At 65.4% G+C, this 23,423-nt stretch carries 22 protein-coding genes and 1 tRNA gene; 11 read left to right on the forward strand and 12 right to left on the reverse strand.

Going from position 1 to position 23,423, the window contains the following annotated elements; translation table 11 throughout:
- Complete coding sequence (locus ACP156_RS12135) at positions 1-906, forward strand: hypothetical protein (RefSeq protein ID WP_425051590.1); 906 nt, start codon at positions 1-3, stop codon at positions 904-906.
- Here ACP156_RS12135 and ACP156_RS12140 read toward each other — a convergent pair.
- From ACP156_RS12140 to ACP156_RS12170, 7 genes are all read right to left on the reverse strand, one after another.
- On the reverse strand, positions 903-2,531 hold the full coding sequence (locus ACP156_RS12140; protein ID WP_425051591.1) for a calcium-binding protein: 1,629 nt from the start codon (positions 2,529-2,531) through the stop codon (positions 903-905). The genes ACP156_RS12135 and ACP156_RS12140 overlap by 4 nt on opposite strands.
- 62 nt (positions 2,532-2,593) lie before the next feature.
- Positions 2,594-3,349, reverse strand: a complete 756-nt coding sequence (locus ACP156_RS12145) for a copper homeostasis protein CutC (RefSeq protein WP_425051592.1) — start codon at positions 3,347-3,349, stop codon at positions 2,594-2,596.
- Position 3,350: 1 nt separating this feature from the next.
- Positions 3,351-4,559, reverse strand: a complete 1,209-nt coding sequence (locus ACP156_RS12150) for an amidohydrolase/deacetylase family metallohydrolase (protein ID WP_425051593.1) — start codon at positions 4,557-4,559, stop codon at positions 3,351-3,353.
- Positions 4,560-4,604: 45 nt separating this feature from the next.
- Complete coding sequence (locus ACP156_RS12155; RefSeq protein ID WP_425051594.1) at positions 4,605-4,991, reverse strand: RidA family protein; 387 nt, start codon at positions 4,989-4,991, stop codon at positions 4,605-4,607.
- 39 nt (positions 4,992-5,030) lie between these two features.
- Positions 5,031-5,879, reverse strand: coding sequence for a carbohydrate ABC transporter permease (locus ACP156_RS12160; protein WP_425051595.1), 849 nt, complete (start codon positions 5,877-5,879; stop codon positions 5,031-5,033).
- Positions 5,869-6,792 carry a carbohydrate ABC transporter permease gene (locus ACP156_RS12165; RefSeq protein WP_425051596.1) on the reverse strand — a complete coding sequence of 308 codons (924 nt, stop codon included), beginning with the start codon at positions 6,790-6,792 and terminating at the stop codon, positions 5,869-5,871. Before ACP156_RS12165 ends, ACP156_RS12160 begins: the two co-directional genes overlap by 11 nt.
- Before the next feature lie 77 nt (positions 6,793-6,869).
- Positions 6,870-8,120, reverse strand: a complete 1,251-nt coding sequence (locus tag ACP156_RS12170) for an ABC transporter substrate-binding protein (RefSeq protein ID WP_425051597.1) — start codon at positions 8,118-8,120, stop codon at positions 6,870-6,872.
- 172 nt (positions 8,121-8,292) lie between these two features.
- Here ACP156_RS12170 and ACP156_RS12175 point away from each other — a divergent pair, with 172 nt between their 5' ends.
- The 6 genes from ACP156_RS12175 (at position 8,293) to ACP156_RS12200 (ending at position 14,786) form a co-directional block, all read left to right on the forward strand.
- On the forward strand, positions 8,293-9,468 hold the full coding sequence (locus ACP156_RS12175; RefSeq protein WP_425051598.1) for a hypothetical protein: 1,176 nt from the start codon (positions 8,293-8,295) through the stop codon (positions 9,466-9,468).
- A 14-nt stretch (positions 9,469-9,482) separates the two neighbouring features.
- Entirely contained in the window at positions 9,483-10,274 is a 792-nt protein-coding gene (locus ACP156_RS12180) for an SDR family oxidoreductase (protein ID WP_425051599.1), read from the forward strand.
- A 1-nt stretch (position 10,275) separates the two neighbouring features.
- Positions 10,276-11,349 (forward strand): ABC transporter ATP-binding protein, encoded by a 1,074-nt coding sequence (locus tag ACP156_RS12185; RefSeq protein WP_425051600.1) that lies wholly within the window; start codon positions 10,276-10,278, stop codon positions 11,347-11,349.
- A complete protein-coding gene (locus tag ACP156_RS12190; protein ID WP_425051601.1) occupies positions 11,346-12,401 on the forward strand; it encodes an alanine racemase in 1,056 nt (351 codons plus the stop codon). The genes ACP156_RS12185 and ACP156_RS12190 overlap by 4 nt, the downstream gene beginning before the upstream one ends.
- 13 nt (positions 12,402-12,414) lie before the next feature.
- Positions 12,415-13,671 (forward strand): MFS transporter, encoded by a 1,257-nt coding sequence (locus ACP156_RS12195; protein WP_425051602.1) that lies wholly within the window; start codon positions 12,415-12,417, stop codon positions 13,669-13,671.
- Positions 13,672-13,748: 77 nt separating this feature from the next.
- Positions 13,749-14,786: a LacI family DNA-binding transcriptional regulator gene (locus ACP156_RS12200; protein WP_425051603.1), complete on the forward strand. Its 1,038-nt coding sequence runs from the start codon at positions 13,749-13,751 to the stop codon at positions 14,784-14,786.
- Positions 14,787-14,807: 21 nt separating this feature from the next.
- Here the strand turns inward: ACP156_RS12200 and ACP156_RS12205 are convergent, their stop codons facing one another.
- Positions 14,808-15,710: an ExeA family protein gene (locus tag ACP156_RS12205; protein ID WP_425051604.1), complete on the reverse strand. Its 903-nt coding sequence runs from the start codon at positions 15,708-15,710 to the stop codon at positions 14,808-14,810.
- A 450-nt stretch (positions 15,711-16,160) separates the two neighbouring features.
- Here ACP156_RS12205 and ACP156_RS12210 point away from each other — a divergent pair, with 450 nt between their 5' ends.
- Positions 16,161-16,763, forward strand: coding sequence for a sugar transferase (locus tag ACP156_RS12210; RefSeq protein ID WP_425051605.1), 603 nt, complete (start codon positions 16,161-16,163; stop codon positions 16,761-16,763).
- Positions 16,764-16,825: 62 nt separating this feature from the next.
- Here the strand turns inward: ACP156_RS12210 and ACP156_RS12215 are convergent.
- The 4 genes from ACP156_RS12215 to ACP156_RS12230 form a co-directional block, all read right to left on the reverse strand.
- A tRNA-Thr gene (locus ACP156_RS12215) sits at positions 16,826-16,901 on the reverse strand.
- Positions 16,902-16,950: 49 nt separating this feature from the next.
- A complete protein-coding gene (locus ACP156_RS12220; protein WP_425051606.1) occupies positions 16,951-18,510 on the reverse strand; it encodes a heme biosynthesis protein HemY in 1,560 nt (519 codons plus the stop codon).
- A gap of 10 nt (positions 18,511-18,520) precedes the next feature.
- Complete coding sequence (locus tag ACP156_RS12225; protein ID WP_425051607.1) at positions 18,521-19,963, reverse strand: hypothetical protein; 1,443 nt, start codon at positions 19,961-19,963, stop codon at positions 18,521-18,523.
- An 80-nt stretch (positions 19,964-20,043) separates the two neighbouring features.
- Positions 20,044-20,802, reverse strand: a complete 759-nt coding sequence (locus ACP156_RS12230) for a uroporphyrinogen-III synthase (protein ID WP_425051608.1) — start codon at positions 20,800-20,802, stop codon at positions 20,044-20,046.
- Between the two features lie 16 nt (positions 20,803-20,818).
- Here ACP156_RS12230 and tsaD point away from each other — a divergent pair, with 16 nt between their 5' ends.
- The 3 genes from tsaD (at position 20,819) to ACP156_RS12245 (ending at position 23,364) form a co-directional block, all read left to right on the forward strand.
- Entirely contained in the window at positions 20,819-21,916 is a 1,098-nt protein-coding gene (tsaD, locus tag ACP156_RS12235; RefSeq protein ID WP_425051609.1) for a tRNA (adenosine(37)-N6)-threonylcarbamoyltransferase complex transferase subunit TsaD, read from the forward strand.
- A complete protein-coding gene (locus ACP156_RS12240; protein ID WP_425051610.1) occupies positions 21,913-22,878 on the forward strand; it encodes an NAD(P)H-dependent glycerol-3-phosphate dehydrogenase in 966 nt (321 codons plus the stop codon). Before tsaD ends, ACP156_RS12240 begins: the two co-directional genes overlap by 4 nt.
- A gap of 66 nt (positions 22,879-22,944) precedes the next feature.
- Positions 22,945-23,364, forward strand: coding sequence for an EVE domain-containing protein (locus tag ACP156_RS12245; protein ID WP_425051611.1), 420 nt, complete (start codon positions 22,945-22,947; stop codon positions 23,362-23,364).
- The last annotated feature ends 59 nt before the right edge of the window (positions 23,365-23,423 follow it).

A 23,423-nucleotide genomic window follows, 5' to 3' on the forward strand; every position in this document is an offset into this window, starting at 1 on the left:
GTGATCGCGAACGGCTTGCGGCGGATCGGTCGCCACGGGCGGCTGGCGCTGATCGTCGGACTGGCCGGAGGCTTGGCGCTGCCGTCGCTGTCGGCGGCGATGAAGCCCGCGCTGCCGTGGCTGGTGGCCGGGCTGATCTTTCTGAGCGCTCTCAGGATCGGGATGCGCGCGGCGGTCGGCAACCTTGGAGAAGCGCGGGCGAGCCTTGGGCGCGTCCTTGTGCTGCAGGTGGCGGTGCCTGTCGTGGGAGTCGCGCTGCTGATCGCTGCGGGTCTTGCGGACACACCGGCGGGTCTGGCGCTGACGCTGGCATTGTCGGCCCCGTCCATCGCGGGAAGCCCGGCCTTCGCGGTCATGCTGAGCCGCGACCCGGCGCCGGCGATGCGGCTGCTGATCCTTGGGACCGCGCTGTTCCCGCTGACCGTGCTGCCGGTCCTGTGGCTGTCGCCCGCGCTGGGCGGGTTTTCCGAAGTCGCGGGGGCCGCGCTGCGTCTGGTGGCGGTGATCCTTGCGGCGACCGGCGCGGCATTCGCGCTGCGGCGGCGCTTCTTCCCTGAACCCTCGCCGGACACCGTCGGCGTGATCGACGGGCTGCTTGCCATCGCGCTGGCCGTGCTGGTGGTCGGGCTGATGTCGGCGGTGGTCCCGGCGCTGTCCGGCGATCCGCTGCGGTTCCTCGGCTGGCTGGCGCTGGCCTGTGCCATGAACTTCGGCCTGCAATTCGCCGCCCATGCCGCGGGTCTGCCGCCCGGCGCCTGTATCGTCGCGGGCAATCGCAACGTGGCGCTGTTCCTTGTGGCGCTGCCTGCGGCCACGACGGACCCGGTGCTGATCTTCATCGGCTGCTATCAGGTGCCGATGTATCTGACCCCGATGCTGATGGGGCGGGTGTATCGCACGGGCTAAAGCAGGAAGTCGCTTTCGCTCAGTCCCGTCGTTCCGGACAGTCTGATCCGCAGATCGACGGACCCGTCGCCGTCTGCGTCCACCCACAACAGCGTGTCACCGGCCGTCGACTCGCTGGTTCGCAGGGACGGGGCGCCGGCGGTGTAGCTTCCCAGCAGCGACAGCTGGAGCGTGCCATGCACCAGCCCGGTGAAATCGAGCAGGTCTTCCCCCGATGCGAAATCCGTGATGACGTCGCCGGCGGTCGGGGGGCTGTCCGAAGCGCGTGTGAAGACGAAGACGTCCTGCCCCGCGCCGCCGGTCATGTCATCCTGCCCGCCGCCGCCTTTCAGCGTGTCGTCCCCGTCGTCGCCGAACAGGTTGTCCTTGCCGATCCCGCCGAACAGAAAGTCATCGCCTTCGCCGCCTGTCAGGTTGTCGTTCCCCGCGCGCCCCGCGACACGGTCGTCGCCGTTGCCCGCATCGACGATGTCGTTGCCGCGCCCACTGTCGATGGTGTCATGGCCTCCGCCGCCCTCGATCACGTCGCGCGAGCCTTCGCCCGCCAGACGGTTGTCGCCCGCATTGCCGACGATGGTGTTCTGCCAGTCCGTGCCCGTGCCGGACACATCGGCCGCGCCGGTCAGGATCAGATCCTCGATATGGTCGGCCAAGGCGTGATCCGAGGCGCTGCGCACGGTGTCGCGTCCGCCGGTTTCAACCTCTGCCAACGACACGGCGGGGTCCGACACGATGTACAGGTCATCGCCCGCGCCACCGCCGATGAGGCCGGTGACGATGCCGCCGCGAAGATCCAGAATGTCGGCCCCGTCGCCCGCGTCGACCGAGCCGTCGACAGTGCCGCCCGTCAGCCGAAGCACGTCGGCCCCCGCGCCGGTGCGAATGTCGCCAGCGACAAGACCGTCGGTCACCAGCACCTCATCGGCGCCGCCGCCGGTGTCTATCGCGCCGCTCATCGTGCCGCTGTTGCGAACCACGTCGACCGCATCGCCGCCAAGAAACGCGCCGGCCTGCCCGGAAAGGCTGCCGGTGTTGGTCAGCGTGTTTCGCGCCCCGGGATCGCTGCCCGAGAAATGCACCGCGTGATCGGCGCTGATCACGGTGCCCGCGTTCTCGACAAGGCTGCCGCCGCCCTCCAGCCGGATGCCGGGCAGGTCCGCGTTGATGGTGCCGGTATTGACGAAGGTCGAGCCGGCGAAGTCTTGCAACAGCGCACCGGGGCCGACTGCTGTCATCGTTCCGGCGTTGATGAACATCCCCGACCCGGTGACCCACAGCCCGAAACTGCCGGACTGGATTGTGCCGCTGTTGGTCAGCTGGTTGCCCGTGCCGTCAAAGGCGACCCCCGCCGCGCTGCCGGACAGGACGGTGCCGTTTGCGCTGATGGTGACCGAGTTGTCGTTCGACGCCAGCAGGATCGCTTCCGCCAGTTGCGAAGCGACGGTGCCGCCGACCGTGACGTCGATGCTGCCCACGGCGGCATAGATGCCGCGCGCGCCGGTGCCGCTGGCGGCGGCGACACGGTCGGGCTGCACCAGAACGACGTCGCCCGCATAGGTCACGTCGACCGCATGATCGCCTGCCGCGGTCGTCGAGACGCTGGTGATGATGATGTGGATGGACATTCTGCCCTTCCCGGCCGTTTCGCGGTCGGACAGAGCTATGGCACAGCGCGATGAATCAGGGCTTAAAGCCCGCGGCTTTCCTTGATCTTCGCGGTCAGTCGCGTGACGTCGATCACCCGCCGTTCGTATTCCGCATCCCCGTCGTCGGTGCCCATGAACACGTCCGGGTTGCGGTATTCCATCGGGCCGGGTTCGACCGTTGCGTCGGCGAAATGGAACTCGTAACCGGTCAGCCCCTCGTCATGCGGGTCGATCTCGGACGGCGACAGTTGCCCGCAGACAAGGATCTCGATCCGGCCGGCCGCGTGGCGGATCAGACCGCGCAGAAGTTCCAGCCCGTCGCGGGCGTCGGCTTTCTGGCCGCTGGTCAGCACGCGGCTGACCCCGCAACGGATCAGGGCATCCAGCGCCTCGAACGCGTCGGGGGTCATGTCGAAGGCGCGGTGGCAGGTGACGTCCATCGGACCGGCCGCCTTGACCAGTTCGCTCATGCGCGGCTCGTCAATGGTGCCGTCGGCGTTCAGGCAACCGCAGACCATGCCCGGCAGTCCGGCTTCGCGGATCGCGGCGACATCGCCCAGCATCACCGCGTATTCGGCGTCAGAGTACAGGAAGTCGCCCTTGCGCGGGCGCACGATGGCCATGACCTGTGCGGTCTTCACCCGCGCCGCCGCCTCGCGCAGCAAGCCGGGCGACGCGGTCAGCCCGCCTTCCGACAGGGCGGTGCACAGTTCCACGCGGTCGGCACCGGCCTCGGCGGCTAGAACCGCCTCGTCAATGCCTTCCACGCAGATCTCGATCTTCGGGACGAACCCCATATCAGTGCGTCCCGCAGGGGCAGGGCTGCATCACGTAGTTGCCTTCCTCGAACGGTCGCCGGGCGATTTCGGACTCGCGACCGGCCATGTAGACGGCCACCGGGTAGAACAGCTTGTTGCCGTCGCGCTTGATCCCGCGCACGTCGCTGAAGGTGATCCGGGCCTCGTTGACCTGAAGCACGGTGATATCGGCGACAGCGCCCACGCCAAGGTGGCCCAATTCGGGCCGGTTGATCGCCAGCGCCGGGCGGTTCGATGACCGCGCCAGCGTCTCCGAGACGGTCAGGCCGCAGTTCATCAGTTTCGACATGGTGTGCAGCATGTCGTACGCCGGACCCTTGATCGCGACGACATGCACGTCGGACGAGATCACGTCGGGTTTGAAGTCGTGCCGCAGCGCGACCTCGGCGCTTTCGTAGCCGAACGCGCCCATGCCGTGCGCAATGTCGAACAGCACGCCGCGTTCACGGGCGGCAAGAACCTCGGGCAGGATCTCTCCGTTCTCGGTGATCGCCGAATTCGGCTCGGGCCGGTAGCAGTGGGTCAGGATGTCGCCCGGACGCAGCATCGACACGACGTCGGCATAGGACGGGGGCGGGCCGCCGATGTGCGTCATCAGAGGCAGGTCGACGGCGTTCGCAGCTTCCAGCGCCAGTTCCAGCGCGCCAAGCCCGAATTTGCCGGTGACGGGGCCGCCAATGCGAACCTTCACGCCGACGATCTTGTCGCGGTTTTCCTCGATCTTCTGAACACAGCGGTGCACCGGCAGCATCTCTGCCAGCGTCGCCTCGCCGATCTGCACGTCCTTGTCGAAGCCGAAGATGCCCGGGAAGGACACGTTCAGGAAGGCGAGGATGTTATAGGGAGAATGCTTCATCACATAGTCGCGCAGGCCGTCGTAATTGCCCGCGCCCGCGCTGCCCGCGTCGACCAGCGTCGTGGTCGCCGAGCGGCGCGATATGAAATCGGGGTCGACGCCCAGCGACGTCGCCTTGTGATAGACATGCGTATGGATGTCGATGAGCCCCGGGCTGACATAGCAGCCCGAGACATCGCGGACGGTGGCGCCTTGCGGGTCGAGATCCTTCCCGACCGCCGCCACCTTGCCAGCCTTGATCGCGATGTCGGTGACACCGTCGATCCCGTTCCGCTCGTCGACCAGATGGCCGCCTTTCAGCACCAGATCGTAGGTCTTGGCTTGCGCCGTCATGGTGTTGTCCTTGTTCTTGTCCGTTGTCCCGGTGCTGGCGGGAGCTTAGCCGAGCGGCTTGTAGGCGATTGCTTCGACTTCCACGAGGATGTTCGCCATCAGGCGGCTTTCGCAGGTCGTCCGGGCCGGAAAGCCGTTCGGGAAGAACGAGCCGTAGGTCGTGTTGAACTTGCCGAAGTCGCGGGCGTCATCCAGCCAGACGGTGGTCTTGCACACGTCGTCCATGGTGCAACCGGCCAGCGCCAGAGCGGCTTCGATGTTCTTCATGACCTGCTTGGTCTGGCCGATGATCTCGTGGCCGACGATCGCGCCATCGGGACCGGCGGGCACCTGACCCGAGACGAAGACGTAGTCGCCGGCGCGCACGGCGGGGCTTAGCGGCGGGGTGCCGGTGGCGCCAGAGTGGGTGAAGTGTTCGATGACCTTGGTCATGCTGTCCTCTTTTCTTTCTGTCAGAGGGTTGGTTTCGGCTCAGCCCTTGACCGCACCGCCCGACAGGCCGGCGATCAGGTGGCGCTGAAGCCAGATGAAGATGATGGAGACGGGGATCGTCGCCACGAAGGTGGCCGCCATCACGTGATGCCATTCGATCTGGTAACGGCCACCCGTCAGCGCCGCGATCTTCAGCGGCAGGGTGTAGGTTTCCGACGACCGGATCAGCGCCAGCGCCAGCGCGTACTCGTTCCATGCGCCGATGAAGGTGAACAGCGCGACCACCGCCATCGCTGGCGCGGCCAGCGGCAGGAACACCTTGCGCAGCGTGTAGGCCTTGCTGGCGCCTTCCAGCCAAGAGGCGTGTTCCAGTTCGATCGGGATCGACGCGAAGTAGCTTTGCAGCATCCAGATCGCCACGGCGATGTGGAAGCAGCAGTACAGCACCGACAGCGCCACCAGCGAGTCCAGCAAGCCAAGCCCGACGATCAGGGTGAACAGGCCGATCACCAGCACCACGGGAGAGAACATCTGGGTGATCAGCAGAAAGATCCGGAACGCCTGCATGCCTTTGAACGGCCGCCGCGCCATCGCGTAGGCGGCGGGAACGGCCACTAGAACGGTCATCACCGTGGTGATGAAACCGACGACAAGCGAGTTCACCAGCGCGGTGCCGAAGCCCACCGTTTCCCACATGTCCGAGAAGTTTTCCCACGTCAGGCGGGAGGGGATCCATTGGGTGCCCTGCGCGTAGATGTCCTGTTCCGGCGTCAGCGCCGTCGAGATCATCACCGCGAAGGGAAACAGGTTGCAGATCAGCAGGGGCGCCAGTGCCAGCCACATCAGGAACGAGCGGCGCACCATGGGATCGACGGTCTTAGCTGCCATAGGTCTGCTCCCGCGAGATGAGGCGTAGATAGATGATCGAACAGATCAGCAGGAAGACGACCATCAGCAGCGACACGACCGAAGCCTCGCCAAGTTTCCCGTACTTGAACGCGATCTTGTAAAGATACGTCACAAGGATATCGGTCGAGTTCGCCGGCCCGCCCTCGGTCAGGATCCAGATGATCGGGAAGCTGTTGAACACGTTGATCATGTTCAGGACGACCGCGATGTTCACGAAGGGCCGCATCAGCGGCATGGTGATGGTGCGGAACTTGTGCCAGGGCGTCGCGCCCTCCATCGTCGCCGCCTCGTAGATGTCCTGCGGCATGGCCGACAGGCCGCCCAGAAGGATCGTGGTGGTGAAGGGGATCGACACCAGAATGCCGATGAAAATCTCGACGGTGAAGGCGATGGTGCCGTTGCCCAGCCAGACCACCGGCGCGTCAAGTATGCCCATCTGCATCAGCGAATGGTTCAGAAGGCCGCTTTCGGCGTTCAGCGCCCAGCGCCAGACGACCGCCAACAGCGACAGCGACACCGACCACGGCAGCATGACGATCACCCGCGCGATGGCGCGGCCATAGAACTGGCGGTGCAGGATCAGGGCTGTCACGACCGAGATCAGCAGCGTGCCGCCCACGACCGAACCGGTCCAGATGACCGACCGCCAGATCGCCGCGTGGAACAGCGGGTCAGAGAAAACCTCGGTGAAGTTCTCGAAATTGTTCAGGTCGCGGATCATCCCGAACCGGTTGACCTCGCGCAGGGACGTGTTGATGAGCGCGTAGAACGGATAAAGGATGATGAAGCAGGCAAGGATCAGCCCCGGCGCGATCATCAGGTAAGGCGCCATGACGTAGGCTGCGCGCGACTGCGCTCGTGCCGGGGTCATGGTCTGGGTTTCGGCGGCCATCGTGTGTCGCGTCCTGTCCGGTCTGAAAAACCAAAAAGTACGGGACCCTGCCGAAACAGGGCCCCGCAGTCAGGGGATCAGTCGAGGATGCCGTTCACGGCAGCTTCGATCTCGGCGAGGGCGTCGGCCGGTTCGGCCTGGCCCAGGTAAACCGCCTGGAGATTGGTCAGGGTCGCGTCGGCGATCTCTTCCCAGCCGCCCACGAGCGGTGCGAAGTGAGCGTCGGCCAGCAGCGAGGTGAAGACCTTGAGGTCCTCGTTGTCGGCGAACTGCGGCTGTTCCGCCTCGAAGCGGTTCACCGGCAGGAAGCCTTCGGCCTCGTCGAACTTCACGCGCTGTTCGTTGGAGAACAGGAAGTCGAGGAAGGCCCAAGCCTCTTCTTTCACTTCAGAGTTCTCGAACATCACGATCGAGTCGGTGACGCCGTAGGTCGCGAAGTTGGTGCCTTCCGGAACCTTGGCGAGGCCATAGTTCAGGTCAGGCGACTGTTCCTGAATCTGCTTCGACACGAACGGGCCGGTGATGATCATGCCCAGCTTGCCCTGCTTGAACAGGGTTTCGATGTCGGCGCGTGCGTAGTCGACGACGCCCGGCTGGGTGTAGCCGTTCTCGATCATCTCCTTGTACATCGTCAGCGCGGTCAGGCCGGCTTCGGTGTTGACGTTGGACTTGCCGTCCTCGGTCAGGATGGTGCCGCCGTAGGACCACATCGGATAGTAGAAGTAGACGTCGGTTTCGGTGCTTTTGCCCTGCAGGCCGTAGGCGAACACGTCATCCGGCGCGGATTCCTTGATCGCGGCCGACACTTCCATCAGCTCTTCCCAGGTCGCGGGAGGCGCGTCGTAGCCGGCGGCCGAAAGGATGTCCTTGTTGTAGAACATCGCGCGGGCCGAAGCTGCGATCGGCAGGCCGTAGTTGGTGCCGTCGATCACCGACGGGGTCAGGAACACTTCGAAAAAGCGCGACGAGAATTCCTCGGTGATGTAGTCGTCCAGCGGCTCGATCACACCCAGCTCGGCATAGTCGAGGATCCAGCGGGTGCCGATCACGGCGAGGTCGGCGTTCACGCCGCCCGAGATGTCGGTTACCAGCTTCTGCTGCAGCGCGGTCCACGGCACCATTTCCAGTTCGATGGTGGTGTCCGGGTTCTCGGCCATGAAGGCTTCGGCGGCCTGCTCGAAGTAGGGCAGGGTGTTGGAGCTGTACTCCGGAATGGTCACGCGGACGGTGCCGGCTTCGGCGGCAGCCGCCATCATGCCAAGCGTCGCAGCGCCGGCCAGAAGCCCGGTGCGGACGCTTCCGGAGCGGGTCAGGAAATGGGTGGTCATCAGATTCTCCCGGTTGGTTTTCGCAGTTGTGATATTGTTGTTATGACCGAACGGTAGGAGCGGTTTCGCAAATCCGTCAAGAAAATTTTTGCATTTGCGCAAATCCATTTTCATGGCTAGCCTCGACGTCAAGGCGGCAGTTCAGACCGCGAAGACAACAGGACGGAATGCAATGGCCGAACCAGCGCCCTACCGCGCAATGTACGCCTATACGTGGGACCTCGTGGAAGAGGGGCCGGACGCTTTTGCCGACAGCATGGCGGGCATCGGCGTCAACACCGTGGCCGTGGCCGCATCCTATCACGCGGGCAAGTTCATCCGGCCCAAGGGGAAGTCGGGCAAGGTCTACTTCCCCGAGGATGGCGTTGCGCACTGCCGCGTGAATCCCGGGAAATACAAGGGAATCAAGCCTGTAATCGGCGAATTGGCGCAGTCCGACGACGTCATGGGGCGTATGTGCGATCATGGCGGGCTGACCGTTCAGGCGTGGACGGTTCTGCTGCACAACAGCCGGATCGGCGCCCTGCATCCCGAGGCGATCACCCGCAACGTCTATGGCGATCCGCTGCACTACAGCCTGTGTCCGTCGGCCCCTGAAGTGCGGGATTACGCGACGACGCTTTGCGCCGATATCGCCGATAGCTATGACATCGCCGGTCTGTCTTTGGAGACCCCCGGTTGGCTTCCGTACCGCCACGGCTATCACCACGAGTTCGCATTGATCGGTGATTCTCCCCGGCTGGAATTTTACTTGGGGCTGTGTTTTTGCGCAAATTGCAAACGGCTTGCGCAAGAGGTGGGCATAGATGTGAACGGTCTTCAGAATCGGGTGAAGGCCCGGATCGAGTCGGCCTTGTCCGCGCCCGAAGAGACCGACCCGGCAACGGACCGCCTATGGCTGGAAAATGACCTGCTGCTGGACCCGGACCTTGGTGAATACATCCGGATGCGCAACGGTGTGGTGACCTCATTGGTGGCCGAGATCCGCGAAGCCGTGCGCAAGGACGCCACCGTTCACATCATTCCGTCCGTCAATCAGCCGCTTGCGTTGTCGTGGATGGAAGGCAGCGACCTTGCCGGGATCGACAAGGCCTGCGACGGGCTTGAGGTCTGTTTCTACAGCAAGGCGGCGCTGACGGATCACGCGATGGTCTCGCAGCACATCGGGCATTCCGACATGCGTGTGGTGTTGCGCCCGACTTCGGCCGAGCACCGTGCCGAAGGATCATTCGCCGCGACGGTCGCCGGCTTTGCCGACGCGGGCGTCGATGGCTTCGCTTTCTACAACTATGGCCACATGCGGCAGTCCGGTCTCGACCGGATCGGCCGTGCGCTGGCCGCCATATGATGGGACAGGGTCAGGTGAAACGACTGGACGGAAAAGTTGCGCTGGTGACTGGCGCGGTGGGTGGCATCGGAACGGCCGTGGTCAAGGAGTTCCTTGCCGAGGGCGCCAAGGTCATCGTGATGGACATCAAGGACGATGCGGTTCAGGCCGCCGTCGACGCCTACAAGGCCGAGGGGCATCCGGTCGCCGCCGCGGCCGCCGACATCCGGGACACGGATGCGGTGAAGGCCGCTGTCGACAAGGCCGTGGCAGAGCTTGGCCCGGTCAGCATCGTCGTCGCCAACGCGAACACCGGCGGCGCGTCGACCACGCTGGACAAATCCACGCCCGAAGCGTTCCGCACCGAGATCGCCGACAACATGGCGGGGCAGTTCAACACCGTCCACGCCTGTATCGACATGCTGAAGAAGACCGGTGGCTCGATCGTCGTGGTGGGCTCGGTGAACGGCCTCGCAACCTTCGGACAGCCGGGCTACAGCGCCGCCAAGTCGGCGCTTCTGTCCTACACCCGGACGATGGCGACTGAATACGGCGAGTACAACATTCGCGCGAACATCGTCTGCCCCGGCACCGTCCGCACCCCGGCGTGGGATGCGCGGCTGGCCAAGAAGCCGGACGTGATGGACGGGCTGAAGCGCTGGTATCCGCTGGGCCGCGTTGCATCCCCGGAAGACATCGCCAAGCCGATCGCCTTCCTTGCGTCGGACGACGCCGCATTCATCTCGGGCGCGATGCTGCCCATCGACGGCGGACTGATGGCGGGCAACCACCAGATGGCCCGCGAACTGACCCTGGAGGACGTGTGACATGGCCGATCTTCGCATGGTGCGGGTAAGCAAAAGCTACGGGGATCAAGAGGTCCTGCAGGCGCTGGACCTTCTGATCCCCGAAGGCGAGTTCGTGGTGCTGGTCGGCCCCTCGGGCTGCGGCAAGTCCACGCTGCTGCGGATGATCGCGGGTCTCGAAGAGATCACCGATGGCGAGGTCTTCATCGCGGGCAAGAAGTGCAACGAAACGCCCCCGCAGAAACGCAACATCGCAATGGTGTTTCAGTCCTACGCCCTGTTCCCCCATCTGAATGTCCGCGAAAACATCGCCTACGGGCCGAAGTTGCGCGGCGAAGATGCCGCTGCCATCGACCGGAAGATCGCTTGGGCGGCCGAGATCCTGAACCTCTCCCCGTATCTCGACCGCTTCCCGAAACAGCTCTCTGGCGGGCAGCGGCAACGGGTGGCGATGGGCCGCGCCATCGTGCGCGAGCCGTCGCTGTTCCTGTACGATGAACCTTTGTCGAACCTCGATGCGCAGCTGCGGGTGCAGATGCGGACCGAGATCAAGGCGCTGCATAACAAGGTCGGCACCACCTCGATCTACGTGACGCACGACCAGATCGAGGCGATGACGTTGGCGGACCGGATCGTCGTCATGAACGCGGGACGGATCGAACAGATCGGCACGCCGCTGGACCTGTTCGACAAGCCCGAAACGGTGTTCGTGGCGAAGTTCATCGGCTCGCCGTCGATGAACATGATGCCCGCGACCTGCAAGGACGGGATGCTGGTGCTGGACAGCGGCGCCGGTTCCGTGCCGGTGCCGGCGGCCTACAAGGTTGCCGAGGGCGGCAAGGTTCTGGCGGGCGTCCGCCCCGAGCATCTGGACATCGTTGCGTCCGGCGGTTTCGCCTTTGACGCGAATATCGTAGAGCAAACCGGTACTGACACCTACGTCTACGGAAGCATTGGCGGCGTCGAGTCGACGGTGATGTTCCGTGAACGGACTGCAATCGAGGACGGGTCCAGCCTGAACGTGATGCCACGCCCCGGCCACCTGCACCTGTTCGATGCCGCCACTGGCGGCAGACTACCGGAGATTGACGCTTGAGCCTCAACGAACTCGAAACCCCCGTGCCGGTCGTCGACCTTGCCAAGGTCGACGCCAATCTGAAGCGGATGCAGAATTACTGCGACACGCACGGGATCAAGCTTTGGCCCCATATCAAGACGCACAAGATCGTCGAGATGGCGAAGCGCCAGCTGGCGCTGGGGGCCGAGGGGCTGGTGTGCCAGAAGCTGACCGAAGCCGAAGTGATGCTGGACACCGGCTGCAAGGACATCCTGATCTCGTATCCGCTGATCGGGATGGAGAAGGCGCGCCGTCTGGCCGCCATCGCGGGCAAGGCGCGGTTTACCGTCGCCGCCGACAGCGTCAACGCCGTCGACACGCTGCGCGAAGCTGCCGCGATGTCCGGGGCCGAGATCGGAGTTCTGGTGGAATTCGACAGCGGCATGGGCCGCACGGGCGTGGTGACCACGAAAGCGGCCTACGAGCTTGCCGAACTGATCAACGACACGGACGGCCTGCGCTTTGCCGGCCTGATGACCTATCCGTCCAACGAGAACTCGGTCGCCTTCCTGAAGGAACTGAAACCATTGCTGGACGCCGCGGGCCTTGGCCTTCCCGTGTTCTCGGGCGGCGGAACGCCCAAGGCCTTTCACCAGCATGAACTTGGCATCGTCGATCAGCTGCGGGTGGGGACCTACATCTACCACGACCGCAACACGGTCGCGGCCGGGGCCGCCAGCCTAGAAGATTGCGCGCTGCACGTGTTGGCGACGGTCATCAGCACGCCGAAGCCCGGCCACTTCGTTCTGGACTGCGGAACCAAGACGCTGACCAGCGATCCGGTCGCCGCGCCGAACAAGGGCCACGGTCTGCTTGTCGATTATCCCGATGCGGTGATCGAGCGGCTGACGGAAGAGCACGGCATGGTCACCATCGACCCGGACCTTCCTGGTCCGCGCGTCGGCGAGAAGGTTCTGATCCTGCCCAACCACGTCTGCCCGGTCAGCAACCTGCACGATCAGGTCGCGGTGAAGCAGAAGGACGGCAGCTTCGAGTTTTGGGACGTCTCTGCCCGAGGCTGTACAAAATGAACTTTGGGCATGGATGGGTTTCGCAGCCGGTGGCTGGGGGGCGTCCATGCCCGTGATGCACGACCTTCGTGTGTTGGGCGGTGACGTCAACTTCGACATCTACACCGCAGGCAACATCGCGACGCAGCTGTCCTACTGGATGCTGCGCACCGTCAGCGGCTGGCATGCCTGGGCGCTGACCGGGCAAAGCAGCTGGGTTGGCGTGGTCGTTGCCGCCGACATGCTGCCCGCCTTGCTGATCGGACCATGGGCCGGCGTATTGGCAGACCGGATCGAGGTGCGCCGCGTGCTGCTGGCCTGCTATGGCGCCGCCACCGCGCTGTTCTGCGTGATGGCCCTGCTGGCCGGGCAGGACGCGCTGCGGATCTGGGTGCTGACCGGGATGATGGCCGCGAACGGGATCGTCACCGGCTTCGTCCAGCCGGCCGCCCATGCCGCGATCACGGGCGTCTGCGCGCGGCCTCAGCTGGGCACCGCGATCTCGCTCCATTCGATCCTGTTCAACGTGGCCCGTTTCATCGGCCCCGCCATCGCCGGTGTTCTGATCGCCATGTCGGGCGTCGCATTGGCCTTCTGGGTGACGGCCGCCCTGATGGCGCTGTCGTGGCTGGGCTTTGCTTTGGTGCGGTTCGCGCCGCTCGACAGGATGACCAGCTCTGGCTCGGTACTGGCCGAGACATGGTCCGCCTTCCGCTTCGTCGCGACCGCGCCCGGCTCTGGCCCGATCTTCGCGCTGTTCGTGGCGGCGGCTTTCCTGCTGCGACCGATTGGTGAATTGCTGCCGGAACTGGCAGACGTCACCCTGTCGGGGGATGCCGAGACTTTGGCGCGGCTTAGCTCTGCCATGGGCCTTGGCGCGATCATCGCGGGTTTCGCCAACATGCTGGGCGGGGTCGGCGGGCTGGTGCGCCTGTCCTACGCCGGCGCGGGTGTGGCGGTCGTGGGCGGGATCGGGCTGGCGATGTCGCAGACGGCGACGGCGGCCATCGCGTTCTCGGTGCTGTACGGCGCGGCCATCGCTGCGGGTGGTGTGTCGGCGCAAACGGTGATGCAGGTGTCGGCCCCGGCCAACATGCGCGGCAGGATCATGAGCCTGTTTGGCATGACCTTCCGCGCGGGCCCCGCGATTGGCGCGATGGCGATGGGCGTGCTTGCGGACCGCCTTGGGCTGGCCCCGGTCTCTGTCGCTGGCTGCATCGGAATGCTTGTGATCGTGGCCCTGCTGGCACGGCACTATGGAACGGCGCGTGATTCAATGAAAGCAGTCTGAGTTTTGGCGGCAGAGCGGGTTGCAAATTTCCGGCACTTGCGCAAATCAGCCGCTGACCCGTGGGAGGACAGATATCCATGAGCGAGAGCCGCGCAAAAACTGCCGCCGCGCCGCGCAAGATCAACCAGGCGGACATCGCCCGGCGCGCCGAGGTGAGCATCAGCACGGTCTCGCGTGCCCTGTCCGGTGCTCCGGGCACCCGGCCCGAGGTGCGCGCCCGCATCCTCGAGATCGCCAGCAGCATGGGATATTCCGTCCCCGAGGCGCTGGTGTCCGAACGGGTCGCCGTGTTCCTGCCGATGCACCCTGTCACGGGCGGTCTGCACCAGGTGTTCCAGGAGAACTTCGATGGGGTGAAGGACGCGGCAGCCGAGCACGGCGTCGACATCTTCCCATACCTGATGCCCGAGGCGGACATCACGCTGGATCGCATCCGGGGCATCATGGACGACCATCAGACCCGCAACGCGATCTGTTTCTACGCCGACCTGCCGGACGACCTGTCCGAGTATTTCCGCGACGAGGGCACGATGGTCATCGTGAACAATATCGACCCGAAGATGCGGTTCGATGCGATCCTGCCCGACAACTATTCCGGCTCGGCGATGATGACCGAGCACGTGATCGCAGCCGGGCACCGCAAGATTGCGTTTCTCGTCGGGAACCTGCGCCAGAACCCGAAACTGAGGCTTGCCGCATTCCGCGACGTTGCCGCCGCACATCCCGAGGTCGAGGCCGAGGTGATCAATATCGGCTACGACCGCGAGGAAACCGCCTACGAGCACTTCCGCCGCTTCTTTGCCACCCATGGCAAGCCCGAATGGACGGCGGCGGTGTGCGCCAACGACCTGATGGCGCTGGGTGTGTTGCAGGCGGCGTGGGAGGCGGGCCTGAAAGTGCCGGACGATTTCTCGGTCACCGGTTTCGACAACATCGGCTGGAGCCAGATGGCGACCCCGCGGCTGACAACGCTGGACGTCGACCGGCGGGAAATGGGGCGCGAGGCGGTGCGGATGCTGCGCCGTCGCATCGCCACGCCGGACGCGCCGGTTCATACCGTGCTGCAAGGGTGCACCTTCCTTGCCGGCGCTTCTGTCGCGCCGCCGGCAGACTGAACCGACGCGCCGGGCGGCGTGTCAGACCACGGGGGACGTTCCCGGGTAACTCGTCCGTAGTTTCAGGCTGGCGACGCTGGGGTCCAGATCGGGGTCATGGCCGCGGAAGAACACGCCGTCCGCCAACACGTCGCCCACCGTACTGGCATCGACGCGTTTCACCTTGCCGGCCCACGCATACAGCAGGGTGAACTCGCACAACTGGTTCACCAGCCGCGGCACGCCCTTCGTCGCGTCGTAGATCGCGTCGCAAGCGCAATCCGAGAATTCGTCCCCGGTGCCGCCCGCGATCCGCACGCGGTGCCGGATGTAGTCCGCGGCATAGCGCTTTTCGAGCTTCTTCAGATGATAGCTGGCAGCCACGCGCTGCAGCAGTTGATGCATGCCGGGCCGGTTCACCATCTCGCGAAGTTCCGGCTGGCCGACGAGGACAAGCTGCACCAGAACATCCTTGCGCGAGTTCAGGTTGGTCAGCATGCGAAGCTCTTCCAACCCGTCCTCGGACAGGTTCTGCGCTTCGTCGAAGATCAGCACGATCCGGCGGCCCGCTGCGTATTCGCGCAGGATCACCTCTTGCAGCCGCTCGAAAGTCTGGACGTGGCCCGCGTCGGCGCGGAAGTCCTCGCCCAGCGAATAGAGGATCCATTGCAGCAGTTCGCCGCGGTCGCCCTGCGCGTTCGACACAAGCCCGACCGTCACGTCCGAGTCGAGCTTCGGCAGCATCGCCTGGATCAGCGTGGTCTTCCCGGCGCCGATTTCCCCGGTCAGCAGCGTGATCGGAGCCAGCGACATGATACCGAATTCAAAGATCGCGAAGGCTTCCCGGTGCTGCGGCGACCAGTACAGGTACTCCGGATCAGGGACGAGCGTGAACGGGTTGTCCTCGAACTTGAAGAAATCTGTATAAAGCTTAATGCGCGCCATGCCATTGCCCGTTGGACCAATGGCGCGACGCTTACCACTTTGTTTCCAAAGTGCGAACGGACCCCGGGTCAATCGGCGGATTACAGCTTGCGCCAGCGGAAAACTGCCGATTCCCGCGCCAAGTGTTGCGATTTGGCACCCCAGATTCGCAGGGCGCTAGGTGCGTCAGGTTAAGAAATGGTTGCGGAAAACTTATGAAAACTTTCGGTAAAAGTGCATACACCGCGCCGACATTGTGGTATCTCCGTGGCGAAATCGAGGCGTGTCCAGTGGTTAATTTGGGGTTCACATTTCGCTTCGGTTGAATGCTGTGTCTGTGACTTCTGTTTAGATTGATGGGTGCGAGTTTTGACTGTTCAAGATCACAAGGCGTTTCACGCGGTAGCCTCGCGTGATGACAGAAATACTGTCCGAGACGGACTTTTTGCTTGGGAACGGTTCAAAGGCCGATTGTATCGCCGGGCCGGCAAGCGCGTCCTCGATATTGCGCTTGTGCTGGCGCTGGCTCCGTTCGCCATCGTTCTGATCGCAGGCCTTGCCGTCCTCGCAGTGACGGACGGGCGCAACCCGTTTTACAGCCAGTCCCGCGTCGGGCGGCTTGGTCGCGAGTTCCGCATGTGGAAGATCCGGACGATGGTGCCCGATGCCGACGCGAAGCTGGACGCCTATCTGGAGGCGCATCCGGATGCCCGTGTCGAGTGGGACACCAAGCAGAAGCTGGACCACGACCCCCGCATCACGCGGTTTGGGCATTTCATGCGCCGCTCGTCGATGGACGAGCTGCCGCAACTGTGGAACGTGCTGCGGGGCGAGATGTCGATTGTCGGACCGCGCCCGATGATGCCCAGCCAGAAAAGCCTGTATCCCGGCAGGGCCTATGCCCGGCTTCGTCCCGGCATCACCGGCAACTGGCAGGTGTCGGACCGCAACGCCAGCAGCTTCGCCGCCCGTGCGGACTTTGACGCCAGCTACCTTGGATCGCTGTCCTTGCGGCAGGACATCGCGATCCTGCTGAAGACAGCGGTCGTCATGGTGAATCGCACCGGACGCTGAGCAAGGCGCGGCGCCAAAAGGCGCCGCCTGTCCGGTCCGACTTTGACTGTCTTGGAAAGTCGTGGTGCCGCTGAAGGGACTCGAACCCCCGACCCCATCATTACGAATGACGTGCTCTACCAGCTGAGCTACAGCGGCCACTGGCGGGCCGTTTAGCACCGCCCGCCGCGCAAGTGTAGCCCCAAAATCAAGGTTTTTTGTCGGCGTCGTCCTCGACGATTTCGGCGTCCGCGACTTCGGTCGGCGCAGGCTCTGCCGTGTCCGCGGCGGGGGCCTCGGGTGCGGGCTCGGGCGCCGGATCCGCAGGCGGCGCGACGGGGTCCGCCACCTGTGCGTCGGGTACCGTCGCGGGCACATCGGCGGGCTGCGAGGGCTTGCCGACAATCAGCGGCAGCATCCCGGTCGAGCCGGGCATCGCCACCTCGCCTTCCGCCGGGACACGCCATGCCAGCGTGTCGAAGGCCGAGCAGTTGCTGCACACCGGGGCCCAGTGGGCGTGGATCGACTGGCAATTGTCGCAGACCCACTGAGGCCCGCGAGACGCCGTCAAGGCCCGCGCGAGATAGGCGCGCACGACCGACTCGTCGGCGCCCTCGCCGCGTTCCACAGCGGCCATGATCGCCAGCGACCGGGCGGTCGGCTCGGACTGGGCAAGATCGCCAAGCGCGCGGCGCGCGGCAGGGAAATCCTCGGCGGCAAGGTTCAGTTCCGCCAGAAGCATCCGGGTCTCGGGATGGTCGGGCTTCAGCCGGGTCAGCGTCTGGAACCGCTTGATGCGTTCCTGCGGGGTTTCGTCCGGCGCGATCTCGGCGAAAGCGGCGGCGAGGTCGGGGTGCGGCTGCACCTCCCATGCCTTCTTCAGCACCCGTGCGGCGTAGCGCGGCTTGTTCTGGTCGATGTAGCCCTGCGCCGCCAGCACGGCGGCAGGGATCAGGTCGGGCGACAGGCGGTTCGCCTCGATCGCAGCTTCGCGCGACTCGACGCTTTTATCCTCGTCCAGCACGTCCTTCGCCTCGGACAGCGCTAGCACCGCGTCGCGGCGACGGAACACGTCGCGCGGCAGGCTGCCGTGCTTCAGCTTGGCGCCAAGCGTATGGCGCGCGCCGGCCCAATCGCCTTTCTCGGCCTGCAGGCGCAGCAGTATGTCCTGCACCTCTTCGTGCTTGGGCTTCAGGGCAAAGGCTTTCTCGGCCAGCTTCAGCGCGGTGTCGGTTTCACCTTCCGCCAGCTTTTGCTTCATGATCCCGCGCACACCTACGAACCGGGTGCGGTCGTCGGACAGCAGCCGCTTGTAGGTTTCTTCCGCCTTGCGACGGTCGCCCGCCATCTCGGCCGCTTGCGCGGTCAGCAGGTTGGTCAGTTCGGGACGGTGCAGGTATTTCTCGGCCTTCTGCGCCTTGGCCATCGCAACGCGGCCCTCGCCCGAGGCCAGCGCCATCATGCCGTCGGCCAGTGCCTGGAACCCTTTCCGCTCGCGGTTGCGGGCGAAATAGCGCGAGATCGCGGTCTCGTCGCCGTTCAGGAACCGCAGGCAGGCGACCAGCAGGCCCACCAGCTTGATGAACAACCAGACCACCACGACTAGTAGGATCATCGCGATCACGGCCTGAAGCGGGCCAAGGTTGAATTCGGTGTTGGCGACGGAGACCCGGATGCCGCCGTCGGTTTCCATCAGGTATCCGGCACCCAGCGTCGCGGCGGCAATCAGCGCGACGAACAGGACGACCTTCACAAGAGACCAAAGCATTCCGTCGTCCTCAATTCGTTGTCAGTTGTTCTGAAAGCTGTTCGGCGGCCGCCAGCACGTCACGGCGCAAGGTAGCCTGCGCCACCCAATCGGCCATGGCATCCTGTCCGACCTGCGGCAGAGCCTGCAATTCGGTAAGTGCGGTATCCAGATCGGCGGCGGCGACAGCGGCCTCGGCCCGCGACAGCACGGCGTCGGGGTCATTTCCCTCGCGGGGCTCAAGCGAGCGCGCGCCGACCTGCGTGCGCAGGAAGGCCTCGAATGTGCTGAGTTCGCCATCTTCGGCAGCGGCCCGCGACGACACCGTCAGCGCGGCACGGGCGGCTTCCGGGAAGCTGTCCTGCAAAGCGTCCAGAGACGGAATGCCCTCGGCAGCGTTTGCCGACAGCGGCTCGGGAACCTCTGCGCCCGACAGTTCGGCGACCTGATCCAGCGGTTCGGCATAGGCATTGCCGGTCTCAAGCGCGGTGGTGACGACCGAGAACGCGGCGCGGGCCTCTGCCATCTGCGCGGCGGCCATGGCGGCGGCTTCGGCCTCGGACGCGGCAGAGCGGGTGGCGTCCAGTTCGGCCAGCCGTTCGTCAAGCGCGCCCTGCATCTCGGTAAAGCGGCCGTCGATGGTCGCCAGAAGATCGGCCAGCTTTTCGTCATAGGCGTCTGAAATCGCGGCGGGCAGTTCCGCCTCGGGGATCTGCTGCACGGCAACGTCGGACAGGCGCTGGTTGGTGTCGTCCAGCGTGCCGGACAGCGCGGTCAGATCGGCGCGGACGCTTTCGATCTCTCCGGTCACGGCGGACAGGTCAGGTTCCGCTTCGGACAGTGCGGCGACCTCGTCCTGTGCGGCGGTCAGGGCCGAGCGTGTATCGGCGAGTTCCGTCTCAAGCTGGTCGATGCGCGCAATCGTTTCATCGTCTGCACCGCCGAACGACAGCAGGCCAATCGCCTGCGCGAACACGACGACCGCAGCGCCGATCAGCGCCGCAAGCACGCCGCCGATGAGCATCCCACCGACGCCGGACGCCTGTGCCGGAGCCGGCGCGGGCTGGGTGGGGGACTCGCTAGGCGTCGCCGCTATCGGCGGCATCTCGGAGGCGGGCGGTGTGTCCGCCGCATCCTCGATCTTGGCCGCTTCGGGTTCCGACTTGGGCGCCGCTTCGGGCTTCGCCTTGGTCGCGGCGTCAGGCGTCACCTTGGGCGCGGCGTCAGGCGTCGCCTTGGGCGCGGCGTCGGCTTTCGTCTCGGGCTTCGCTGCGGCGGCGGCCGCTGGCTTGGTCGTAGCCGCAGGCTTCGCGGCTTCTACCCGCGACTCGCTCTCGGGGCCGATTTTGGCGGCAGGCGCATCCTTGGGGCTGGGCTTCGGATCCGGCGCCTTCTTCGGCGCGGTCTCCGGCTCGATTGCGGCGTCCGGCTTGGAATCGGCGCTCGTGTCGCCTTTCTTTGGTGTCTTAGCCACCTGGTGCAGCCCCCTTCGTTGTGCGACCGGATTGCCGGGCGCCTATCGCAAAGTCAAACTAGTGCGCCGCCCTATAGGTCTCAACCCGACCATTCTGCGCAGATTTTCCCGATCTCGTCCAAGATTGCCTCTGCCTTGGGCCGCGCCGCGACGACAAGCCGCGCGGGGATGGGACCGTTCCACGCTTTTGCCGCGACCTTGCTGATCGCAATGACCGCCAAAGCGGCACGCGAGTCACAAGCGGCTTCCGACAATAGTGCCGCGCTGCGCGCCGAGAACAGGGGCAGGATCACCGGGGCGGTCTTGGTCAGCAAATCGCGGGCCTCCGGCGTCAGCGATGCGGGTTGCTGGTCGTAGACGACAATCTCGCGCACATCGAGCCCGGCCCGCGCCAGACTGCCGGCGACGTCGCCCCGGCTGTGGCGTCCGCGCATGTGGACAAGCGGTTCGGCCACCGGATTGGACTGAAGCAAGCGCACCAAGGCATCCGCATCGCCATCGGCGGAAACGGCGTGCATTCCGGCGGCTTTGGCCGCCTCTGCTGTCCGGTCGCCGACGCAATAGGCGGTCCGGCCCGCCAACAGTCTCGGATCAATGACGCCAAGTGCGCTGGCAGAGGTCAGGATAACGTCCTCGCCGTCCCGCAATTCAGGCGTGTCGGCAGGCACGATCCGCAAAACGGGCGAGATCACGACCGGCAAATCGGGAAGCGTTTCGCCGACCATCGCGGCGAACCGTTCGGACTGGGGAAGCGGTCGGGTCAGAAGCAGCGTGGTCACGGTCAGGCCGCCGGGATTGTAGGACGCATGGGCAGGTGTTACCTGCCGTCCGGTATTCACGCAACATGGCTGGCGGATGACCAAGACGCTGACAGTACTGGGACTGGAAAGCAGCTGCGACGACACCGGCGCGGCGGTGATCCGCCACGTCGACGGCGCAGCGGCCGAGATCCTGTCGAACGTGGTGGCGGGGCAGGGCGACCTGCACGCAGCGTTCGGCGGCGTGGTCCCCGAAATCGCGGCGCGGGCCCATGCCGAGAAGCTGGACCTGTGCGTCGAGCAGGCGCTGGACGCGGCGGGGCTGACGCTGGACGGTGTGGACGTCATCGCCGTCACCGCAGGGCCGGGCCTGATCGGCGGCGTTCTGGCTGGCGTGATGTGCGCCAAAGGGCTGTCCGCCGGAACCGGTCTGCCGCTGGTGGGCGTGAACCACCTTGCCGGTCATGCCCTGACGCCCCGGCTGACGGACGGGCTGACCTTTCCCTACCTGATGCTTCTGGTCTCGGGCGGGCATTGCCAGTTCCTGCTGGTGCGCGGGCCCGAAGATTACAGCCGTCTGGGCGGGACCATCGACGATGCGCCGGGCGAGGCGTTCGATAAGACCGCAAAGCTTCTTGGTCTGCCGCAGCCCGGTGGTCCCTCTGTCGAGGCAGAAGCGAAATCCGGCGATCCCCGCCGCTTTGCCTTCCCGCGTCCGCTGTTGGACCGTCCGGGCTGCGATATGAGCTTTTCCGGCCTGAAGACGGCGCTGTTGCGGACCCGCGACGCTTTGGTCGCCGAGAAGGGCGGGTTGACGGTGCAGGACCGCGCCGACCTCTGCGCCGGGTTTCAGGCCGCGGTCACGGACGTGCTGGCCGAAAAGACCCGCCGCGCGCTGACACTGTACCTCGACGATGCGCCCGAGGTGCCGATGCTGGCGGTTGCGGGCGGCGTCGCGGCCAACAGCGCGATCCGGGCGGCGCTGGAACAGGTGGCGGAAGACGCGGGCGCAGGCTTCACCGCGCCGCCGCTGGCTTTGTGTACCGACAACGCCGCGATGATTGCATGGGCCGGGCTGGAACTGTTCCGGGCGGGCAAGGTTGACGACATGACACTGTCCGCACGCCCGCGCTGGCCGCTCGATCAGTCGAGCGCCCCCATGCTGGGCAGCGGCAAACGGGGAGCCAAGGCATGAGCCTCGCCGTACTCGGAGCAGGCGCGTTCGGGACCGCCTTGGCGGTGGCGCTGGCGCGCGAAGGCGACCCGGTGCGCCTGTGGGCACGCGACCCTGAACAGGTGCGCACGATGTCCGAGGCGCGCGAGAACGCCGAGCGCCTGCCCGGCGTCGCCTTGCCGGACACGGTCGAACCCGTCGCCGATCTGGCTCGCGCCGCCGAGGCAGAGATCCTGCTGCTGTCGGTGCCGATGCAGTCGCTTTCCCAGTTCCTCAAGGCCGCGCCAAACCTCTGGCCGGGCAAACAACTGGTGGCCTGCTGCAAGGGTGTCGATTTGTCCTCGGGTCTTGGCCCGTCCGGTGTGATTGCCGCCGCAGCGCCCGGTGCGGTGCCGGCGCTGCTGTCCGGCCCAAGCTTCGCCATCGACATCGCGCATGGCCTGCCCACCGCTCTGACGCTTGCCTCGACGGATGAGTCAGCGGCGAAAGCGATGCAGGAAAGGCTGTCGACCCCGGTTCTGCGGCTGTACCGCAGCACCGACATGGCGGGCGTGGAATTGGGTGGCGCGCTGAAGAACGTGATCGCCATCGCATGCGGTATGGCGATCGGTGCGGGCCTTGGCGAAAGCGCCCGCGCGGCTTTGATGACCCGGGGCTATGCCGAGATCCTTCGGCTGGCGATGGCGCGCGGCGCGCAGCGCGACACGCTGGCTGGGCTTTCGGGGCTGGGCGATCTGGTGCTGACCTGCACCTCCGAAAAGTCCCGCAACTACGCCTATGGTCTTCGCCTTGGAAAGGCGGGCAAGGCCGAGACGCTTGCCACGACCGAGGGCATCGCGACGGCCCGCGCCGTTTCGGCGCTTGCGGCGCGCGAGGGGCTGGAAATGCCGATCACGACCGCCATCGCGGCGGTGCTGGATGGATCGTGGACGGTCGAACAGGCTGCAGACGCGCTATTGGCCCGCCCGCTTCGGCCGGAATAGGCGGCTTGCCGGGCGGGCAGGATCTTCCTAGGTATTCCCCGTATCGCTGACTGCGGGAGACGCGCCATGGCCTATTGGCTTTTCAAATCCGAACCCTCGACATGGTCGTGGGACGACCAGGTGGCCAAGGGCGACACGGGCGAGGAATGGGACGGCGTCCGCAACTATCAGGCCCGCAATTTCATGCGCGAGATGAAGCTGGGCGACCGTGGCTTTTTCTATCATTCGCAGAAGGAAAAAGCCGTCGTCGGCATCGTCGAGGTCTGCGCCGAAAGCCATCCCGACAGCACCACCGATGACGACCGCTGGGACTGCGTGGACATCAAGGCGGTGAAGCCGGTGAAGACGCCGGTCACGCTGGCCGACATCAAGGACGACCCGCGCCTTGGCGATATGGTGTTGGTCAACAACTCGCGCCTGTCGGTCCAGCCGGTCACGGAAGCGGAGTGGAAAGCCGTCTGTGGCCTGGCCGGCATCGACCCCTGAAGCTTGCAGTAGCCCGACAGCGCGCCCTGCGGCATACTTGCCGGAAACGGGAACCAGGG

The organism is Psychromarinibacter sp. S121 (genome assembly GCF_049801035.1).
Classification (GTDB): domain Bacteria; phylum Pseudomonadota; class Alphaproteobacteria; order Rhodobacterales; family Rhodobacteraceae; genus Psychromarinibacter.

What these genes read in the sequence shown, in the direction of transcription:
- ACP156_RS12160 (WP_425051595.1), bottom strand. Translation starts at nt 5,879, where the DNA reads ATGGCAGCTAAGACCGTCGATCCCATGGTGCGCCGCTCGTTCCTGATG.
- ACP156_RS12140 (WP_425051591.1), bottom strand. Translation starts at nt 2,531, where the DNA reads ATGTCCATCCACATCATCATCACCAGCGTCTCGACGACCGCGGCAGGC.
- ACP156_RS12205 (WP_425051604.1), bottom strand. Translation starts at nt 15,710, where the DNA reads ATGGCGCGCATTAAGCTTTATACAGATTTCTTCAAGTTCGAGGACAAC.
- ACP156_RS12195 (WP_425051602.1), top strand. Translation starts at nt 12,415, where the DNA reads ATGGGTTTCGCAGCCGGTGGCTGGGGGGCGTCCATGCCCGTGATGCAC.
- ACP156_RS12155 (WP_425051594.1), bottom strand. Translation starts at nt 4,991, where the DNA reads ATGACCAAGGTCATCGAACACTTCACCCACTCTGGCGCCACCGGCACC.
- ACP156_RS12150 (WP_425051593.1), bottom strand. Translation starts at nt 4,559, where the DNA reads ATGACGGCGCAAGCCAAGACCTACGATCTGGTGCTGAAAGGCGGCCAT.
- tsaD (WP_425051609.1), top strand. Translation starts at nt 20,819, where the DNA reads ATGACCAAGACGCTGACAGTACTGGGACTGGAAAGCAGCTGCGACGAC.
- ACP156_RS12220 (WP_425051606.1), bottom strand. Translation starts at nt 18,510, where the DNA reads ATGCTTTGGTCTCTTGTGAAGGTCGTCCTGTTCGTCGCGCTGATTGCC.
- ACP156_RS12165 (WP_425051596.1), bottom strand. Translation starts at nt 6,792, where the DNA reads ATGGCCGCCGAAACCCAGACCATGACCCCGGCACGAGCGCAGTCGCGC.
- ACP156_RS12185 (WP_425051600.1), top strand. Translation starts at nt 10,276, where the DNA reads ATGGCCGATCTTCGCATGGTGCGGGTAAGCAAAAGCTACGGGGATCAA.
- ACP156_RS12240 (WP_425051610.1), top strand. Translation starts at nt 21,913, where the DNA reads ATGAGCCTCGCCGTACTCGGAGCAGGCGCGTTCGGGACCGCCTTGGCG.
- ACP156_RS12145 (WP_425051592.1), bottom strand. Translation starts at nt 3,349, where the DNA reads ATGGGGTTCGTCCCGAAGATCGAGATCTGCGTGGAAGGCATTGACGAG.
- ACP156_RS12245 (WP_425051611.1), top strand. Translation starts at nt 22,945, where the DNA reads ATGGCCTATTGGCTTTTCAAATCCGAACCCTCGACATGGTCGTGGGAC.
- ACP156_RS12200 (WP_425051603.1), top strand. Translation starts at nt 13,749, where the DNA reads ATGAGCGAGAGCCGCGCAAAAACTGCCGCCGCGCCGCGCAAGATCAAC.
- ACP156_RS12175 (WP_425051598.1), top strand. Translation starts at nt 8,293, where the DNA reads ATGGCCGAACCAGCGCCCTACCGCGCAATGTACGCCTATACGTGGGAC.
- ACP156_RS12170 (WP_425051597.1), bottom strand. Translation starts at nt 8,120, where the DNA reads ATGACCACCCATTTCCTGACCCGCTCCGGAAGCGTCCGCACCGGGCTT.